18 protein-coding genes and 1 pseudogene are annotated in these 20,206 nt (G+C 38.4%); 11 read left to right on the top strand and 8 right to left on the bottom strand.

The genetic code is table 11. The features are described from left to right. A partial coding sequence (locus JCM14932_RS02560) for a class I SAM-dependent methyltransferase (RefSeq protein WP_025023486.1) occupies positions 1-734 on the bottom strand: 734 nt, incomplete at its 3' end. A gap of 318 nt (positions 735-1,052) precedes the next feature. On the opposite strand from JCM14932_RS02560, the gene JCM14932_RS02555 reads away from it, so the two are divergent. From JCM14932_RS02555 to JCM14932_RS02520, 8 genes are all read left to right on the top strand, one after another. After that, positions 1,053-2,459: a C69 family dipeptidase gene (locus tag JCM14932_RS02555; RefSeq protein WP_025023485.1), complete on the top strand. Its 1,407-nt coding sequence runs from the start codon at positions 1,053-1,055 to the stop codon at positions 2,457-2,459. 115 nt (positions 2,460-2,574) lie between these two features. Further along, entirely contained in the window at positions 2,575-3,714 is a 1,140-nt protein-coding gene (locus JCM14932_RS02550; RefSeq protein WP_025023484.1) for an ArgE/DapE family deacylase, read from the top strand. A 73-nt stretch (positions 3,715-3,787) separates the two neighbouring features. Further along, on the top strand, positions 3,788-4,468 hold the full coding sequence (locus JCM14932_RS14300) for a matrixin family metalloprotease (RefSeq protein WP_051528054.1): 681 nt from the start codon (positions 3,788-3,790) through the stop codon (positions 4,466-4,468). Between the two features lie 544 nt (positions 4,469-5,012). Beyond that, the gene (asnA, locus tag JCM14932_RS02540; RefSeq protein ID WP_025023483.1) at positions 5,013-6,020 is read left to right on the top strand and encodes an aspartate--ammonia ligase; all 1,008 of its coding nucleotides are present in this window, start codon (positions 5,013-5,015) and stop codon (positions 6,018-6,020) included. 161 nt (positions 6,021-6,181) lie between these two features. Next, the gene (locus tag JCM14932_RS02535; RefSeq protein WP_025023482.1) at positions 6,182-8,023 is read left to right on the top strand and encodes an FAD-binding protein; all 1,842 of its coding nucleotides are present in this window, start codon (positions 6,182-6,184) and stop codon (positions 8,021-8,023) included. Positions 8,024-8,139: 116 nt separating this feature from the next. Then, positions 8,140-9,222: a YdcF family protein gene (locus tag JCM14932_RS02530; RefSeq protein ID WP_025023481.1), complete on the top strand. Its 1,083-nt coding sequence runs from the start codon at positions 8,140-8,142 to the stop codon at positions 9,220-9,222. Positions 9,223-9,363: 141 nt separating this feature from the next. After that, the gene (locus JCM14932_RS02525) at positions 9,364-10,011 is read left to right on the top strand and encodes a hypothetical protein (RefSeq protein WP_025023480.1); all 648 of its coding nucleotides are present in this window, start codon (positions 9,364-9,366) and stop codon (positions 10,009-10,011) included. Positions 10,012-10,087: 76 nt separating this feature from the next. Beyond that, positions 10,088-10,786: a Bax inhibitor-1 family protein gene (locus JCM14932_RS02520; protein ID WP_025023479.1), complete on the top strand. Its 699-nt coding sequence runs from the start codon at positions 10,088-10,090 to the stop codon at positions 10,784-10,786. Positions 10,787-10,856: 70 nt separating this feature from the next. On the opposite strand, the gene JCM14932_RS14295 is transcribed toward JCM14932_RS02520, so the two are convergent. The 3 genes from JCM14932_RS14295 to JCM14932_RS02505 all read right to left on the bottom strand — a co-directional run bounded on the left by JCM14932_RS14295 (position 10,857) and on the right by JCM14932_RS02505 (position 14,673). Beyond that, positions 10,857-11,237 (bottom strand): hypothetical protein, encoded by a 381-nt coding sequence (locus JCM14932_RS14295; protein ID WP_155832057.1) that lies wholly within the window; start codon positions 11,235-11,237, stop codon positions 10,857-10,859. A gap of 107 nt (positions 11,238-11,344) precedes the next feature. After that, complete coding sequence (locus JCM14932_RS02510) at positions 11,345-13,879, bottom strand: M1 family metallopeptidase (protein WP_025023477.1); 2,535 nt, start codon at positions 13,877-13,879, stop codon at positions 11,345-11,347. A gap of 557 nt (positions 13,880-14,436) precedes the next feature. Continuing rightward, entirely contained in the window at positions 14,437-14,673 is a 237-nt protein-coding gene (locus tag JCM14932_RS02505) for a cytochrome b5 domain-containing protein (RefSeq protein WP_025023476.1), read from the bottom strand. Positions 14,674-14,812: 139 nt separating this feature from the next. On the opposite strand from JCM14932_RS02505, the gene JCM14932_RS02500 reads away from it, so the two are divergent. The 3 genes from JCM14932_RS02500 (at position 14,813) to JCM14932_RS02490 (ending at position 16,032) form a co-directional block, all read left to right on the top strand. Then, positions 14,813-15,052, top strand: coding sequence for a helix-turn-helix transcriptional regulator (locus JCM14932_RS02500; protein WP_025023475.1), 240 nt, complete (start codon positions 14,813-14,815; stop codon positions 15,050-15,052). Next, positions 15,039-15,386 carry a hypothetical protein gene (locus JCM14932_RS02495; RefSeq protein ID WP_025023474.1) on the top strand — a complete coding sequence of 116 codons (348 nt, stop codon included), beginning with the start codon at positions 15,039-15,041 and terminating at the stop codon, positions 15,384-15,386. Before JCM14932_RS02500 ends, JCM14932_RS02495 begins: the two co-directional genes overlap by 14 nt. A 361-nt stretch (positions 15,387-15,747) precedes the next feature. Beyond that, positions 15,748-16,032 (top strand): hypothetical protein, encoded by a 285-nt coding sequence (locus JCM14932_RS02490; RefSeq protein ID WP_025023473.1) that lies wholly within the window; start codon positions 15,748-15,750, stop codon positions 16,030-16,032. 41 nt (positions 16,033-16,073) lie between these two features. On the opposite strand, the gene JCM14932_RS02485 is transcribed toward JCM14932_RS02490, so the two are convergent. The 4 genes and pseudogenes from JCM14932_RS02485 to JCM14932_RS14290 all read right to left on the bottom strand — a co-directional run. Beyond that, on the bottom strand, positions 16,074-17,117 hold the full coding sequence (locus JCM14932_RS02485; RefSeq protein WP_025023472.1) for a zinc-dependent alcohol dehydrogenase family protein: 1,044 nt from the start codon (positions 17,115-17,117) through the stop codon (positions 16,074-16,076). Between the two features lie 94 nt (positions 17,118-17,211). After that, positions 17,212-17,583: a nuclear transport factor 2 family protein gene (locus JCM14932_RS02480; RefSeq protein WP_025023471.1), complete on the bottom strand. Its 372-nt coding sequence runs from the start codon at positions 17,581-17,583 to the stop codon at positions 17,212-17,214. Between the two features lie 86 nt (positions 17,584-17,669). Next, positions 17,670-18,551, bottom strand: coding sequence for a LysR family transcriptional regulator (locus JCM14932_RS02475; protein WP_025023470.1), 882 nt, complete (start codon positions 18,549-18,551; stop codon positions 17,670-17,672). A 527-nt stretch (positions 18,552-19,078) separates the two neighbouring features. Further along, positions 19,079-19,857: pseudogene (locus tag JCM14932_RS14290) on the bottom strand (zinc-binding dehydrogenase); the annotation flags it as partial. Positions 19,858-20,206 lie beyond the last annotated feature (349 nt).

Below are 20,206 nucleotides of genomic sequence, written 5' to 3'. Positions count from 1 at the left end.
TAATACTTTTTATTAACTGCGGATACAATCAGCATCATTGGGCGGCGCATTTCGTCCTTCATTCCGGGAATATTCATCATACCCTTCGGAGGCATTGGTTCCACAACTCGACTTATCTGAAAATCATTCGTCAAAAGACCATCCAAATAAGTAGTTAAGGTCTTATGATATTTGACCACCGTCTCACCTAAGAAATCTGTTTCTCTCTTGCCTTCATAGAAGTAATTATCAACCGGGAAGTCCTTTATTTGGCCATCGGCATCATAGTCCCATTCCTCACTACCTTGAGCGGTAAAAATTGGATGTTCAACTGAAAAGACCAAGATTCCATTAGGTTTAAGATACTTACTTATTTTTTGAACGACCTCCTCGAACGACTCAACGTAGTGTAAGGCCAGGAAACTGATCACGATATCAAATTTATTATCAGCAAAGTTTATCTTGGAAATATCATCATGCACATAAACGATTTTGTCAGTCTCTGTTTTAGCTCGAGCTACTTCAAGCATTTTCTCGGACATATCTACTCCGACAACCGTGTCAGCACCTTGTTCAATTGCATAGCGGTCATGCCAGCCATAACCGCAGCCAAGATCAAGAACTACTTTGCCTTCAAAGTCAGGTAAAATTGGTTTTAAGGTACTCCATTCACCAGCACCAGACAAGCCATTTTTGCTACGATTCATTTGACTGTATTTTTCAAAAAACTCTTCATTATCATATATATTTTTCATTTTTATCTCCATGTAGTTAGTTTTTTATTTTTATACCACATGGAGTAATACTCTCTTAAATGCAATCATTTTTTACCTCTTTCAAAACTTGATTTCATATTCAAAAACTAATCGTCTGTAATAATCTAGTTCAATAAATGAAAGTCCCCTTTTTTAAACCACATGAATCATATTGTACTGTATGATAATAAAATTATATATATTCATATAAAATAATTTAAATATTTTAAATGTACTTCCGTAGCAATTAATTTCGAAGTTTTATTAAAAAGGTTATAATGGAATCTAATAATCTCAAAAAAGGAGTGTTCCTTCATAATGAAAAAAAGAATCCAAGGTTCATGTACAACGATCCTAGTCGGTAAAGATGCCTCCATCGATGGCTCAACGATTATCTCAAGAAATGACGATGGTCATGAGGCCCTTGATCCTCAACGTTTCGTAGTCGTTCAACCAGATGACCAGCCTAGACACTATCAATCTGTTATCAGCAAGGTCGAAATCGACTTGCCTGATGATCCAATGCGTTACACATCTATCCCTAATGCCATTTTAGACAACGGTATTTGGCCAGCTGCTGGTATCAACAGTGACAACGTCACTATGTCGGCGACTGAAACAATTACAACTAACTCACGCGTTCTTGGTGCTGATCCACTAGTTGACGGCGGTGTTGGTGAAGAAGACTTAGTAACATTAGTCCTACCTTATGTTCACAGTGCTCGCGAAGGTGTACAACGCCTCGGTGATATCGTTGCAAAATACGGAACATATGAAACAAACGGAATTGCCTTCTCTGACAATCAAGAAGTTTGGTGGTTAGAAACTATCGGTGGACATCACTGGGCCGCTGAACGTATTCCTGACGATGCCTACGTCGTTGCTCCAAATCGTATGAACATTGACAATTTTGACTTTGACTCTGATGACACAATGAGTTCAGCTGACTTAAAGGATATGATTGAAAAATACAATCTTAATCCCGACTTAGATGGCAAATACAACTTACGTCATATCTTTGGTAGTGCCACGATCAAAGATACTGTCTACAACAATCCTCGTACTTGGTATGGTCAACAATACTTCAATCCTGAGATTACACAAGATCCAATGGAACAAGATCTACCATTCATCTGTCATGCAAATCGTAAGATCTCAATTGAAGATGTGAAGTTCGTACTGAGCTCTCATTTTGAAAACACTAAGTACGACCCTTATGGTAATGGTTCTGAAGCTGATAAGAAATTATTCCGTCCAATCGGTATCAACCGTAACCACAACGTCCACATCCTCCAAGTTAGAAACAACGTACCCGCTGAAATTGCTGGTGTACAATGGCTAGCCTATGGTGCTAATACCTTCAATACCGTTGTTCCTTTCTACACAAACATCAATGACACACCAGCACCTTACAAAGATGCCACTGGAACTTTTGATCTGAACAACATGTACTGGTTGAGCACAACAACTGCTCTACTTGGCGATACTGACTATGACTTATACGTCGACATGCGTAACGATTATGAACTCGATGCCATGAGTGCATATCGTAAGATTCAAAACGAGACCGATGCCGCAATTAATGGTGCAGATGTTTCTAAAGCCCTTGAAGATGCTAATAAGAAATTAGCTGACACAGCTTTGAAACTCCAAACTAAGTTACTCGGCGATATGGTCATCATGGGTTCTGAACATATGAAACTTAGATACAACTTGAATGATTAATTAAATAGGTCACCATCTTTTTTGATGGCGACCTTTTTTAGTTCCCAGACAAATTATGTATTACAATTATCATATGTGAACTGTTCCAAATACATATTTCAAAGGAGTCCAAACAATGGACGAGACAGAAAAAATTCAAGTTTTATCTGACCTAGTTGCTATCAATACGGCTAACGATAATGAAAAAGAAGTTGCGGAATATCTCCAAAACTTGCTTTCTAATCACGGTATTCAATCGCAGATGATCAAGTACTCGGATACTCGTTACAACTTAGTAGCGGAAATCGGTTCTGGAAAACCAGTGCTGGCTGTCAGTGGTCACATGGATACAGTCGATGCTGGTGATATTAAAGAATGGGACACTGATCCACATAAGCTTACAGAAAGAGACGGCAACCTTTATGGTCTTGGTGCTGTCGATATGAAGAGTGGTCTGGCCGCATTAGTTATCGCCATGATCGAGCTTCACGAAAATAATCATCCCAAGTCTGGTACTGTCAGATTATTGGCAACCATTGCCGAAGAAGTCGGTGAATACGGTGCTGACCAACTAACTACTCAAGGGTATATGGACGATGCCGACGCTTTATTGATCGGTGAACCAGGCGGTTATAACTTCGTTTATACACACATGGGTTCACTCGATATCAAAGTTACTTCCGAGGGTAAGGCCGCTCACAGTTCCATGCCTGACTCTGGTAATAATGCTATCGACCACTTATTGGACTTCTTATCTCAAGCCAATTCTCAATTCAAGGATACTGGTAAGAGTGATCCCGTTATGGGTGATTTCATCTTCAACGTCACGACTATCAAGGGCGGAACTCAAGTTAATGCCATCCCCGGCCACGCTGAAGCAGAAATAAACTCTCGAACTTTGCCTGAATACACTAGTGATCAAGTTTTGAGCGACATTCAATCATTAGTAGACAAATTAAACTCCGCAAACAACGACTATCATTTGAGTATCAAAGTCATTATGAAATTGAATCCTGTTAAAGCTGCCAAGGATTCCAAACTACTAAAAATTGCTGGCGAAGTAGCCAAAGATCATACCGGCCTCGATGTCGGCAAGTACGGTGTAGCTGGAACGACTGATGCCGCAATGTTCTTACGTGACAAACCAGACGATTTTGCCTTCGTCATGTTTGGTCCAGGAAACGACACACCGCACCAAGTTAATGAATACGTTAATAAAGAAATGTATCTAAAATTTATCGACATGTACAAAGATATCTTTGTTAAATATTTGTAATATTAAATCAATAGACAATCATTAACTTTACTTGTAGACTATGTAGACAAATGTCTAAGGAAAGAAGTTATAAATGAGAAGACACATTACGTCATTAGTGCTGTTATTTGTTTTGAGTGGAATATTTTTAGCTGAATATACCGACGTTCTTCCCACAACTCTGCAAGCACAAATCGTTACTAATTTATCCAAGTCAAAAAACTACCTAGAGTCAGCCTTCGACGAATATGTTCCAAAAATCAAGTCACTAACTAACTCTACGAATACTGCTACTGAGGATACGACCAAACAAGAAACGGCTACATCCCAAGATAAACAGACTGGATCGGCCAATGGTACTCCGGCATTCTCGATGGTAAACAAATTTGTTCTAGGTAATGTTTACTACTATCACTTCACCAAAAAAACACCTAAGGCAGCTCGCCAGGCTTTCAATGACGCTATCTATGCCTACAACCAAACAGGTGTCGTCAAATTGATCGCAGGTAAAGGTAATTCCAGTGTCAACACAGTAGCCTTCTCAGTTTATTACAAAGACGAGGGACAACGTGCCCAGACATTAGAACTCGGAACGGGTGGCCCTGAATTGACTTATAAGACTAATGATCCATCTAAGGCAGCTATTAACCATGCTTCAGCCAAGATCAATATGACTTATCCTGAATCAGTCAGCGACTCAGTCACGATGCATGAGCTCGGACACGCCTTAGGATTGAACCACAGTACTGAAACTAGCTCGATCATGTACTACTAATCAGGGGGTTAAATCATTGTCTGAAGACGATGTTGCTGGATTGAAGAATATCTATAATAAATAAAATTATTTGATTATACTAATACTTCAAAAAACGTCCTCAACCTTGACATAGTAGGTCCTATCAATACAAACCAATTACAAATATTTGAAATTTATTAGTATTCTTTTAATTTAGGCTTTACTTTTTAAAAACAAATGCTTATTATAAGTGTCACAAGATAAAGACGACAAGAAAGAAGAGTAAGACCTTTCAGCCTGACAGTGAATTGGGATTAGTGAGAACCCAACCAGTGCTTGAATCATCCGAATAACACTTTCTTATGTTTCTAGCTGAAATGGCTTGTCCAAAGTAGGTTTAGACGTAACCGGTACGTTACCATCGGCAGAGTATAGCAGTTTTGTACTCTTATTGAGGTGGCTTATTTTACATAAGCAACTTGGGTGGTACCGCGAAAGTCTTTCGTCCCTTTTATTAGGGATGGAAGACTTTTTTTGTTGCCCGTCTTCTATCAATCAACTACAAACCAAGGGAGATAATCTTATGCATCTAACAATTCCAGAATCATATGATCCAAAACTATCAATCATCGATACACAAAAAGCTATCCGCTACATCCGTGAAACATTCCAGGATGAATTCGGTAAGGAACTTAACCTTTCACGTCTATCAGCACCAATGTTCGTTGAAAAATCAACTGGTTTGAACGATAACTTGAACGGTGTTGAAAAACCTGTTTCATTCGACATGAAAGATATGCCTGACCAAACTATCGAAATCGTTCACTCACTTGCTAAGTGGAAGCGTGTTGCTTTGAAACGTTATGGTTTCGGAATGCATGAAGGTCTCTACACAAACATGAACGCCATCCGTAAAGACGAAGACTTGGACAACATCCACTCAATCTACGTCGATCAATGGGACTGGGAGAAGATCATCTCCAAAGATGAACGTAACATCGATACTCTAAAGAGTACTGTTCGCGACATCTTCAAAGTTATCAAACATATGGAACACGAAGTTTGGTACAAATTCCCCGAAGCTGTTTATCACTTACCAGACGAAATTCACTTCGTTACAACTCAAGAACTAGAAGACAGATTCCCAGACATGACGCCTAAAGAACGTGAGAATGCCATTACCAAAGAACTTGGTTGTGTCTTCTTAATGCAAATCGGTGGCAAAATGAAATCAGGAAAACGTCATGACGGCCGTGCCCCTGATTATGATGACTGGAAACTAAACGGCGATATCTTATTCTGGTACGAACCTCTACAAATGGCACTTGAAATCTCAAGTATGGGTATCCGTGTCAGTGAAGAATCAATGAAGGCACAATTAAAAGACGCTAACGCCGAAGATCGTCTCAAACTTCCATATCACCAAATGCTTGAAAAAGGTGAGCTACCTTACACAATCGGTGGTGGTATCGGACAATCACGTCTATGTATGTTACTACTTGGCAAGGCTCACGTTGGTGAAGTTCAAGCCAGTGTATGGCCACAAGATATGATCGATAAATGTTATGAAAACCATATTCAAATTTTGTAATTAAATACGATCCTTCCCTAAAAAAGACATCAGAAACTATTACGTTTCTGATGTCTTTTTGTATCCAAACTCTTAACATTCAAAATTCCAGTAATCGTTACTACAAATTGTAAATAGATTTATACTAATCGTATACAGATTACAAAAAAGGAGTGAAGGAAATGTTCAAAGATAGATATACAAGTTGGGACGCAACGTACAATGTTGCTGTATTAGGCTTCGGTGGTGCCGGTGCCACTGCAGCTAGATTTGCGGCTGATAATGGTGCCAAGGTATTGCTAGTTGATTCAGCTCCAGAAGGCCATGAGGGCGGTAATACTCGCTATGCTGGACAAGTTATTTCATCAGGTGACGATCTCGATGACTTGAAAAAATACTATGACAGTCTTGCTTATCCACTCTCATACGACAAAGAACTGATGGACACCTATGCCGAGGGACTATATCACATTCCGGAATTCTTAGAAAAATATTTGGACGTTAAACCATTTATTATGGGACAGCATCCTGATTCACCTGTTTCTAAGGCACTCTACTTCATGGCTCACGAATACCCTGAACTACCTGGTCAAGCAACTCACGAGTTAGTTGCACTGCACGAAGGCGTCGCTGACTCAGCACTCTGGAAGAACTTAAGACAACAGGTTATCGACCGTGCAGACAAGATCGATGTACTATACGAAACTCCTGCCAAGCACTTGATCCAAGATGAGAACAGCAAAGAAATCATTGGTGTTCAAATCGAACGTGATGGCAAGTTACTTGATATCAAAGTCAACAATGGTGTTGTTATGACGACTGGTGGCTTCGAAAATAATCCTCAAATGGTTGAAACATACTTAGGTGAAACTAGTTTGAACCCCATAGGTTCCCTATATAACAAGGGTGCCGGTGTAACTATGGCGCAAGATGTTGGTGCTAAGATGTACAACATGGCCAACTATGAAGCTTACGGTATCTTCCATGGACTGACCCCAAAACCTGAAGACGGTCAACGTTCACAATTCTTACCATTTGATTGGCCAGCCTTCCATCAGGGCAGCATTATCGTTGTCGGTGACGATGGAACTCGTTACTTTGATGAGAATGAGATGCACAGACACGGACACATTCAAGATCACGGACAATGGCGTATCTTAAATGCTCAATTGCATCCTTATGTTATCTTCGATGCCAAAAAGTTCAATGAACTATCAAACGACAAGAATGCACCTTATCCTGAATTCTTGAAGTTAGCTGTTAAGGCTGATACCTTATCAGAACTAGCTGATAAGATAGGTGCTGACGAGGACAAACTACAAGGCACTATTGATGACTTTAACCACTTCGCTGAAATTAAACGCGACTATGCCTTTAATCGTGATGCCGATACATTAACTGGGTTCGATGATGGACCATATTATGCTATTGCAATGGTTCAAGGACTATTAAATACTCAAGGCGGACCAGTTCATAACGCCAAGGCTGAGGTTGTTGATGTCGATGGTAATATCATCCCTCACCTATTCGCTGCCGGAGAACTAGGTAGTATGATGGGACGCAAGTACAACGGTGGTAGCAACCTTGCTGAAGATTTGATCATCGGTAAAATTGCTGGTGACAATGCCGCCAAAGGTGTCACTGCTGATTTAACTGGATACGATGCTGAAACATCCGCAAGCATTCATAACAATGGTACCGCCGGATTGGGTTCAGATATTGTCGAAGAAAATTTTGAAGCTGGGCCTAACCAATATATTGGTAAATCAACTGCCGGCATGGGCAATGAAATCGTCGTTCGTGTAACTGTTGATGAAAATAACGATATTAAAAACGTCGAAGTTTTGAAACAGAGCGAATCCGATGACTATGGCAAACAAGCTGTTGAACAATTGCCAAAGGATATTGTCGCTAAAAACTCAGTTGATGTCGATGCTATCTCTGGTGCTTCCGCATCGAGCCGGGCTATCAAAGAGGCCGTCAGCGATGCTTTGAAACATGCACAAGATGAAGTTAAAGAATAGTTTATAATTATAAAAATGCCGAACCCCTACTAGGAGTTCGGTATTTTTTCGTTTAACAATATTTATGATATGCTTAAAAATAATGCAATAATTATTTAGTTCAGGGAGGGGCTAATATGAATCAACAGGCTTGGGTTCCAATACCCGCCGTACTCTACTGGCTTTGGCTAGTACCATTGTTCTTCGGGGGATGTTTTACTTTTGTTTATCATCGAGAAAAACGTCGATTAAGTAACGGAATTTGGTTCAATTTATTTTTGTACACATTCTTACCAGTTCTCGCAATGACAATTCTGGGAACTGACAATCACCCACTGATAATAGCCAGTGTAGCGATTTTTGTAGTCTTCATAATGCTAGTGGGCTTCATGTTTGCACTTCAAGCACTGCTATTACTGTGGAATGCATGGATCGTCTGGAAACGCGAGAGCCATTCGTTAGCTAATATGCTGACATTAGTATTAGGAATAGCAATTTTGATCCTACCATTCTTTGACAATTGGCTAACTGAACACTTACCAGCCGCGGCCGCATCTTATATAGTACTAACTTCAAATATGATACTGTTCTATGTACTGTTCTGGTTCTACAATTACTTGACCATGTTGGTCTTATACCAATTTAACCATCCAAAATACAACCAAGATTACGTAATCGTTCTTGGAGCTGGATTGTTGAATGGTGACCGAGTTTCTCCATTATTGGCACAGAGAATCGATCGTGGCTTGGCGTTTTATAAGAAACAAATCAAAAAAACCGGTAAAGTTGCCAAAATGATTTTTTCTGGTGGTCAAGGTGGCGATGAAAAGTTGCCTGAAGGTACAGCCATGCTTGGTTATGCTCTGAAACAAGGCCTGCCAGAAATTGATGGACTTGCCGAGACCGAATCGAAGAATACTTATCAAAATATGTTGTACTCTAAGAAATTGATTGAAAAGGAAAAAACCGATAATCCTAAAACTATCTTCGTGACTAACGGCTATCATACCTTCCGTGCCGGAATGGTTGCTAAGCAAGCTGGTCTAAAAGCTGATGGCATCGGTGCTCATACTGCTAGATTCTTCTTACCCAATGCGATCATTCGTGAGTACATTGCGATATTCATGCGTAACAAATATTGGCACGCTGCCGCTATTGTGCTGATTGCTATTTTATCTGGTGTGCTAACTTGGATCGAGTATCGCTATGGTGGAAAATAATATAAATCAAAAAATATTTAGCTAGATATCTAATGATACCTAGCTTTTTTTAAATTCTTTTTAGAAATAAAAATGATTTCTTCCAAAATTACGTAATTTTTATTAGAAAGAAAAAATGGAATTAAATATTTGGAGGGCTTTATGAACAAAGTAACATTAGCATTAATGATTGCATCAGCAATTATAGGACTTGTAGTATTAGGATTTGTTATTACGTGGTCTATTGGATTTTTCGTGAAGAAGAAAACTGTTTTAAAAGTGGGAAAATGGGGACTCATAATTTCTTTACCAATTTTAATTATTTTGAGTACCGGCACTGGAGTGTCATACCACAAAGAGCTACAGCAAAAACAAAAAGAAGAAACATTAGTTAAAAAAATGGACAACACTGTATCCAAAACCATGTACAAGTTTGACGATTTATATATAGCAACAGCTGTAACTTTAGAATCTATAGGTAATAAGGAATACAAGAGTTGGGGAAAGGCAATAGATGACAGTGAGGGTGATTTTGATGTAGATACAGAAGTAGATAAAATAGTGGAAGACAATCAGAAAGATATTGATACCACAAAAGAAGGAACAGAAAAGTTAAAAGAATATATTACAAAAATGGATGATAATGATACTAATTCTTACGATATTGACAAATATAAAGATGCATATAAAAAAATAGATAAAATGTATGATTACATTTCTAATCCTACTGGAAGTTATAATAATTTTTACGATAAATTTACTCAAATGGACGATGAGGTTAATGATTCGTATAAAGATATAACAAACTAACTTATATAATGCTCCTCATCCCTGCAATCCCTCGCCATATTTGTTACAATATTCAATACTAAAAGGAGGGCAATAAATGCAATCAATAGACAAAGCAAGAGCCACTGGTTTGGCTCGTTTCACTTCTCTAGTGTACTTATACACTGGACTGGGTGTTGCTTTCTGGACTGTAGCAGCTAATGCTATTGCCAGAAACACATCGCTCTCATATGCAATTATGAATATGATGAGTGGACACGCTCTTATCTTTTCACTAGTAACAATCGCCGTCGCATTTGCATTCATCAATATGGCAAATCGATTTGCGGCAACATCGTATCCAATGACGTTCATCAGTTACGTATTATTCTTACTAACAATGTCAGTCTTCGGTGTTCCCGTATTCTACATGTACTCAGCTCAAAGTATCGTTCAATCCCTTGCAGTAACTTCGGTTATCTTCATCGTATCTGCCGGAATTGGTTTCTTCACTAAGAAGGACTTAACAAGTTGGAACAGAACTTTATTGATTGGTTTGATCTCAATCATCGTTGTTTCATTCCTAAACATTGTTATCTTCCACAGTACTGTTGCGGCTCTACTAGTCAACATCGCTGTTATCATTGTATTCTTGTTCTACATCGCCTTTGATTCACAAAACATCAAACGTATCTACGCCAATGCTCAAGGTTCAGAAAATCTTGGTGCTATCGCATTGGTAGCCTCAATTAGTTTGGTAATGGACTTCATTAACATTTTCTTGAGCATTCTTTCTATCTTTGGTGATAGTAACTAGAACAAATAAAAATCCTAGAAATGTCTGTATAACTACAGATTTTCTAGGATTTTTTATTTTCCAAACACCTTTAAGGATGAAACAAAGCTGCAGCATTCAAAACTGCACCAAGTGAACCCGAATGTGATTTGGAATAAGCATGTTTGTATTCTTTAATTATCCGATCCTGTTCCGGGCTGAAGTGATATTTCTTACTAACTGCCGCCTGCATCAAAAAATCATCCAACGGAATCAAGGCATGTGGAATTTCATTATATTTTTCTTTCGTCGATTCCAACTTGTTGATAGATATGTATGCTTTCGAAATTTTCTTTTTAATCTCCATTTCAATTGCTGAATCGGAGAATGTAGAATTAAATTCCCCTAACAGTGTATTTACAGAAGATATGACTTCGTTCATTTTTGCTTGATTAATTCTAAATTCCTCCTTTTGCTTTTTTGAACTAACCAACTATTATTATCACAAAGCTGCTATACAACTACAAATTCAGTAAACAAAAAAAGCTTTAGAAACCCTATCACAAAAGGATTTCTAAAGCTTATTTATTTATTCATATTTTATTTAACAATTTCAGCAACAGCAGCATTAACCGCAGCTTTTTCAGATTCGATCAAAGCAACACGAGTTTCAACAACCTTGATATCCATGCTGATTTCACGAGTCATACCAGGTGTATTCAACTTAGGTTCAAAGAAGGCTTTGAACTCTGCCAAACGTTCTGGAGTGTGGAATACCATTGATGTAACAGTGATGTAAGTTGTGAATTCCATATCTCCACCAACTGTATCATCAAGCCATTGCCAATCATTTCTGATCCAATCCCAAGCAGCTTGTTGACCCTCATCGTTTGATAAGACACCGCGATACCAAGCACGTAAGTCTTGAGGCTTGATAGTTTCAGCATCTTCGAATTTTTCAATCAATTCAGCAATCAGCTTAGCATCAGGTGTAGCTGTCAAAGCAACACATAGGTCTTGTTTATAACTAGCATCTGATGATTTGCGATACTCATTCAATAAATTATTGAACAAGTCAGCACTACCATAATTCTTAACTTCATTGCGAAGAACATATGGACGAATATCAGCTGACAAGTTTGATAAATCACTAGCATTCTTTGTAAATAAGTCATGTGCTGAAGCAATTGCATCAGCATTCTTAGCATACAATGCTGCGTTCAAAACATACGGACGAGTCAATTGGTCATCATTTGATTCACCGGCTTTTGGAGTCCAGCCTAATCTAGCAACTTCTTTGGCACTTAACTTGTCAAACAATACTTGTAGTTGTTTCTCTTCGTCAGAGCCAGGAGTAACAAACTTCTTCAAGTCATTAGCAACACGATACAAAGCAGCATTGACAACTGTCGAATGGCTGTCCGCAAACTTAGGCAACAATGGCACGATTGATGCATAAGAAATTTGTTTTCCTTCTGCCAACAAACGCAAGTCTTGTAAGATTTGAAGTTGTGAAATAGCATCTAGCTCTTCGTGATGATCCAAAATATCTTGTAGCAAAGTATCATCATACTTAACGATAAAGTGTGAATTATTACCAACATTGACACGGAATGGCTTGCCGGCAGCTTGACGTAGCTCAGCATAATCACCGAGTGTGATTGTCTTGTCACTCACAATTGTTGGAACAGCATCGTAGTTACCGTTTAGAGGGATTTGCCATTGACGGCCCTTGTCCTCACCAGCACCAATGAAGAATTGTTGTTGTGACAATGCTAATTTACCGTCAACGACTGAAGCACTAACAACTGGATAACCAGGTTGTTGTAACCATGAATTCATAATTCCACCGATATCCATACCAGCGGCTTCACCAACGGCTGACCAAAGATCATTACCTTGAGCATTGTTATATTGATGTGCGGCAAAGTAGTTCTTCAATCCCTTACGTAAGGCATCGTCACCGACCAAGGCACGCATCATAACCAGCATTCTGGCACCCTTAGCATAGACAATGGCACTGTCGAATAAGGCATCGATCTCAGCTGGATCTTCAACATCAACGTGAACTGATTGCACACCATCAGTAGCATCACGTTGCAAAGCAGCTGGAACATCTGAAGTTTGGAACATTTCCCATACATGCCAGTCAGGTTCAATGGCATCAACAGAAACATATTCCATCATATTGGCAAAACTTTCGTTCAACCATAAGTCATCCCACCACTTCATAGTTACTAGATCACCGAACCATTGGTGAGCCAATTCGTGAGTGATAACTGTGGCAACTAATTGCTTAGTGTCGAGTGAAGTATTATCTGGATCAAGTGTTAGGTAAGCTTCACGATAAGTTACCAGACCCCAGTTCTCCATTGCACCAGCTGAAAAGTCAGGAAGTGCTAATTGCCATGAATGTGGTAGTGGATAAGGTGTTTGGTAGAAATCTTCGTAGAATTCGATAGCACGTTTAGCAATATCCAAAGCAAAATCTAATTCATTAGCTTTGTGAGCTTTAGTAGCGAAGACACCAACTTTTACACCGCTCTTAGTTGTCGTGATCTTACTTTGAAGGTCACCAAAAGCAAAGGCAATAAGATATGTCGACATACGAACAGTCGTGTCAAAATAGTGCACACCATTTTCCTTACGAACTTCTGGCATATTGGCCAAAATTGTCTCGCCTGGTTTCTCATCGAACTTGATAGCAAGATCGAACTTAGCCTTAGCTTCAGGTTCATCAACACTTGGGAAGGCTTGACGAGCAAAAGTTGTTTCAAATTGTGTACCAATGATTTCTTTCTTAACGCCATCAACTTCATAATATGAAGGATAGATTCCCATCATTGAGTCAGTTAGTGTAGCTTTATATGTGACAGCCAAAGTTGTTTCACCGGCTTTTGGCAAAGTAATATTGATAGCTTCTTTTTTATTATCAACTTCAAAAGGAACATCGTTACCGTCGGCTTGAACAGATTCAATTTCCATATTCTTTTGTTGGATAAAGATATCTTTCTGTTTAGCATCACCGTCAATAACGGATTTTCCAGAAATTTGTTTAGTTCCACGATTGATATCTATAAAGATATCGTAATGTGTGGGTTGAAATGTATCATAAGCATGTGTAATTCCAGTCATAAGTTCCTCCGTAATTTAAAAAATATATTCGTATTCCATTATACGACTTTTATTAGAGTTTCTATAATATGATGTGAATTTGCATTTTTATTCCGTTCTGCCATTCAGATATGGTATCCGTGGGGAACGGTCATAGCCACAATGCGGTCTATGACCTCGCCTTGAAGCCGAAAATCACGTCTTCAAGATCGTCCCATGCACTAAGTCAGCATAAAACGCTGACTAACTGCATCGACACGGATACCATATCTGCCTGACTCCACTGAATCCTTCTACTGTTCTCATATGTACCAACACATCGGATTAACCGTAATATCCTAGCTGGAGATTGTCAGTGAAGGAACCAGCTGTGAAAATTTTGTTAGGTCGGTGATTTACCGGCCTTACAAAATGGACAAACTTTAAGATTTGCGAACTATGCAAAGCTTAAAGTCGAAGTCCCAGACCGCACCTCAGGCTGGGACTGGTCCCACAGCAGGTGGAGTCACTGACAATCGGAAGCGAAAAGAATCGAACACCAAAAAGAACCCGCTAAAAAATAACGGATTCCCCAAAAACTATTTAATCAATTTTCCAACAACCGGCAACTTAGGTAAAACTGACTTCTTGTGTGGAGCATGTGGGATCACTTCTGACAAATCATTTCCGGCCACATTACCATGATGCTTGCCGCCTTCCCATGGTCCTACATTAGTCATATCATAAACAACACCATCGATTGCTACATAAGCCTTGTTTCCATTTTGCCCGTCAAATTGTTTCAACTCATCCAATGTAAATTCTTTGTCTGCCATAATCTCTCTCCCTCATCAAAATTATTTCATAAGCACATTATTACATGTTTACCTGAATTTAAACAGTAATTTGAATTTGTATAAGTTTACTTTACTTTTATAAAACTATAAGTTACTATCTATCCATGAGGTGAAATACATGAAAAAAGATTTTGGCGACAACATCTCGAATAAGGTTTATGAACATCGAGTTCTAGCACGACTATCGCAACAAGAATTGGCAGACAAAGTCGGCGTTTCTAAACAAACGATTTTTGTTATGGAAAAAGGCAACTACGTCCCTACACTCTTGTTAGCATTTAGAATCGCAGATTATTTCCAAGTACCAATGAACGAAATTTTTCAATATGAGGAAGGAAACAATAATGATCGACATTAATTTCTTTACCGCACTTCATTTATGGGCTGCGGAATCCATTGCCAACTGGAACCAACTTGTTGGTGGTAGTTTTGTCCTATTCTTTATTAGCTTCGCTATCATCCTGAGAGGGTATCATCTCTTTTATGGCTGGAATATTTTTAGTAGTGGCGACGAACATACTAACAAAATTATCGCTAGTGCTGCTGCATTTATGTTTGTAGGATATATAATTTGCGACATTGTTTTACCACATGCCTACATGTGGCAAATCTTTTTCTTACTCAAATATTCAATCGTCTTCCTTATTGGAGGAATATATTTGATGTGGCAATATCATAGAGATTTGAGTTAAAAGATAGTAGGCTTACTATATGTATAACACTGCACTTGCAAGATCCATAGCATCATTAGGATCATTAAATAGCTAGGGAAGTACCGTTTATCAAACAAAACAAGCACTAGATAAAAAATCTAAGAACACTTTTTTTGAACGAATGATTGCCCTACTACCAAATGAACGTGATCGAATTCAAGAATTAGAAAAGCCTATTATTAAAGAAGATACATCGAAACTTGCAACTAGAAAAATAAAACATGAAATACGTAAAGATACCAGAAACTAATTTTTGGTATCTTTTTTCTTGATTTGAATCAAGTTAAAAAAGATCGTTACCTCTTAAAATAGAATTATCAAATGAAAAGAGGTTCCTACAATGACTGCAGTTAAAGATTATTTAGATGAGCGCCAAGAAAAATTAGAGTTTTTTACCAAAGCAATTACTAATGCGCATGGCAAGAATCATCCCGAAGTATTCGATGTCAGAGATGAATATGTAAAACTACAACTGGCGCTTGATGCCAAAGATAACTTAGATGATAACTTTGCCGAATTGCGTCAAACAACTAATAACTACGCGATTCCAAATGATGTTTGCCCAGTATTTGAAGCAACCTATCATATGTTAGAGACAGCTGATGCTATTAACGCGCAAGCATAAAAAAATCCTCTTCAATTAATTGAAGAGGATTTTTTAACACTCTAGTTTTCACTAACAATAACTAGTGACTTAATAGCTTCACGCTTATCCATTGCATCATAAGCAGCCTTGATATCATCCAAAGCAAACTTCTTAGTAAAGACTTTTCCAGGATTGATCTTACCTTTTAAGACTGCATCCAAGAGAATTTTCTTATCATAGGTAGTAACAGCAGCGATTCCACCACGTAATCCGATATTCTTGAAGAATAAGTTATTAGTATTCATTTCAGGCTTTTGAGGAATACCGACACGTCCGACAACAGCACCTGGACGACCAACCTTAACAGCTGTATCAACTGATTGCTCTGTTCCGACGCATTCAAGAACCGCATCAGCTCCAACATTATTAGTCAAGGCCATAACGCGCTCAACCGCTTTATCACCACGTTCAGGAACAATATCTGTTGCTCCAAATTCTTTGGCTAACTTTTGGCGATCTTCGTGACGACTCATAGCAATGATTCGCTTTGCTCCACGAAGTTTGGCCGCAATCACACCACATAAGCCAACGGCACCGTCACCCATAACAACCACAGTGTCACCGTCTTTGACCTCAGCAGTTCTAGCGGCGTGATAACCGGTTGCCATGACATCTGCCAAAGTTAATAGTGAATTAAGCATTTCTTCTGAATAATCTTTTGGTTGGCCAGGAATCTTGACCAAGGCCCAATTGGCGTTAGAAAATCTCAAATACTCAGCTTGATAGCCAGTATTACCTGCAGGTTCTTGATCCATACAGTCGCCATCGAATCCAGCCAAACATGCTGGACAGTGCCCGCATCCGCAAGTAAATGGAACAATGACAAAGTCGCCCTTCTTGAGATCTGTAACATCTGAACCGACTTCATCGATAATACCTAATGCTTCGTGACCAACGATTGATCCAATCGGACGATCAGCAAGTCCACGATACCACCACAAGTCTGATCCACAAACACAAGCGCGAATAATCTTGATTACTACGTCAGTTGGCTTTTGAAGTGTTGGCTTTGGTGCATCCTCAATTTCAACTCTACCTGGTCCTCTAAATACTGTTGCCTTCATACTACTTCCCCCAATTATTCTTTATTTGTAATCCATATCCAAGAATATCTTACAATTTAAAACGAAACGTTACCAATATTTGGGGGAAATAATTTTAATATGTGCTGGCAACTTGATCAGAAATAAACCACTGATCGTTCTTTTTAACAAAATACATCTTCATCTGTAGTGGCCAGGTATTGATCCCACCACCCCAAACACTTGCTCTAACTTGATTTTGTCCGACTAAACTGGCATTATCGCCATCAATTTTAATATCTTTGATATTATCTTCAACTGAATCAAAATATTTCATCTGTTCGTTTTGGATCTGATCGATCCATTCAAGTTTTTTCTGCACATATCCTGTCATGTGAGTCAAATTCATTGATGGTAATAAAATTTCATTCAATTTACTAATGTTTTTTGCAACCATAGCACGGTTTTCTGTTCTATATAATTCAATGATTTGTTCTTTATCAGTCATAAGTATCACTCCTTGATTAACTAGAATGATACTCTGCAGACTGATATAGAGCTATTTCAAATCAGCAACTCATTGATAAGTGTTACTTATGCAAAACTCTTCTTAAGTAATTCCGCAAACGATTCGATATAGTAACCAGAGTTATCAGCCTTCCAATAAGCATAGTATTTTTGAATCATCTGTTGCTTACCATTTATCATATCGAATGTCTTAACGATTTCAGAATTCAATTGTTTCTGAGTACGGTCATTTACTATCAGGTACCCTTGATTTGAAGCGACAAGAATCTGAGCTTCATCATAATTTTGCGCCAAAACAAAATCACTTTTGACCCCTAAGATCTCTCGATAATATGATTCATCAGCTTCACGTTGATCATTGTCAGCGATTAAGACACACGGAATGTCAGCCAACTTGGCAATGTACATCTGAGTGTTTTCATCCGCAAAAGCTGACCGACTGACTGCCAACATAAACTTACTGTCGGTCAAGTATTCATTCACATACTCATTAGACAGCGCCCGACGCTGATCGGAAAAGTTCATATCGATCTGACCATTTTTTAACAATTCAAACAATTGTTCATGATTGCCACTAGTAATATTTATCTTAACTTGTGGAAATGATTTAGAAAATTGTGAAACTGTTTTTAAAAATTCGGTTGTACCAAAGTTACGTAGGTAACCCACTTTCAATTCAATTTGTTCATCTTTGACGATTTTGACAGTATTGTCGATTAACTGATCAACGGTGTCCAGAACATCTTGACTGTGCGTGTAAAAATATTTACCAGCCTTGGTAACTTCAAAACTGCGGCCTTTACGATCTAAAAGTTTAATTCCTAGGCTGCCTTCCAACTCTTTCATTTGTTGAGAGATAGCTGATTGGGAAATGTTACATTCCTCTGCAGCCTTGGTAAAACTGTGATTTTTTACGATTGATATAAAATATTGCATTTGTTGAAACATAATTAAGACCTCTTAATTTGAACTGCAAATCTTTCCTTGTTATAATGCAATTGTACTAAAAGATAACAAAAAAAGCAGACTATTGTCAGTAGTCTGCTGGCAATTCCGCAGTGCGGTAGCCGATATTACATTTAAAAAACGAACCAACTGGCGGCTAGGTCAATGGGGTTCGTTTTTTTAGTATACGAATTATTATCTTTAACGTGATTATTAGCTTAAATGTAGCAATCAGTAACGAATGAGTTACTGTGACAATTGCTCTTAGATATACCAACATCACAAGAATAATTCACTAAATAGACAAACAAAAGTCGTTCCTTTCTGATTGGATTAACACCAGGCTACTAACTATGGCGACACCTCCTTTACTCAGCTACGACAACCACACTAACAAATTGCGTAGTTTAATTATGAGGTATTATAAATAGCAATCATACAGGCAAGTTAGTATATTATTAAATAATTATCTTTATATAACAAAAAGGGAGTCACAGAAATTATTCTGTAACTCCTTTTAATTTTTTAAATTATTTATCACTAATAATCAACAATGACTTAATAGCTTCACGCTTATCCATGGCTTCATATGCATCTTGAATATGATCAAGATCAAATCTCTTAGTGAATACTTTGCCAGGATTAATCTCACCATTCAACACGGCATCAAGCAAAATATTCTTATCATCAGTTGTTACCGAGCGATTCCGCCACGTAAACCAATATTTTTCCAGAACAAATTATTAGTATTCATTTCAGGCTTCTGTGGTACTCCAACACGACCAACAATAGCACCTGGACGACCAACTTTAACAGCCGTATCAACTGATTGTTCTGTTCCGACACATTCAAGAACTGCATCAGCACCACTACCAGTTAATTCCATAACTTTTGTGACTGCCTCATCCCCACGTTCAGGGATAATATCAGTTGCACCGAATTCTTTAGCCAATTTTTGTCTGTCTTCATGACGACTCATAGCAATAATACGCTTTGCTCCAAGCAATTTGGCCGCAATCACACCACTCAGACCAACAGCTCCGTCACCCATAACAACGACTGTATCACCTTTTTTGACTTCAGCACTCGTTGCAGCGTGGAAACCAGTAGCCATAACATCAGCTAATGCCAAGAAATTATTAAGCATTTCGTCAGAATAATCTTCAGGCTTGCCAGGTATCTTGACCAAAGCCCAGTTGGCGTTAGTAAATCTCAAATACTCACCTTGATAACCACCGTTACCACCAGCTTCTTGGTTCAAACAATCGCCATCAAATCCGGCAAGACAGGCAGCACAGTGACCACAGCCCATAATATCGCCAAGTGATTGAGCCTTGGCAACTACTTCTTTGATGGAATCTCTCGAAGAAAGATTTGCCTTGATTGTTTCAACTGAAAAACCTGCTTCACTTAATTCTTTTTTCATCATTTCTAATTTATCTTCACTATAGTCGGCCAACAATAACTTACGATTGCTTCACCGATTGCACCGGCACCAAACAATACAACTACTTCATTATTCATTAACATGTAACCTCCGTTTTCTATTCGAGGTCTATATTACAAGCTGAAGTGCTTTTAACCAATTCCGATTATTACATCAATTGATAAGTTAAACTTATGGATTATTTTCACTGAAATATACTATGATATACATG

The sequence above is a fragment of the Companilactobacillus nodensis DSM 19682 = JCM 14932 = NBRC 107160 genome (assembly GCF_000615905.1).
Lineage (GTDB): Bacteria > Bacillota > Bacilli > Lactobacillales > Lactobacillaceae > Companilactobacillus > Companilactobacillus nodensis.
This window is presented reverse-complemented; position numbering and strand designations above follow the sequence as displayed.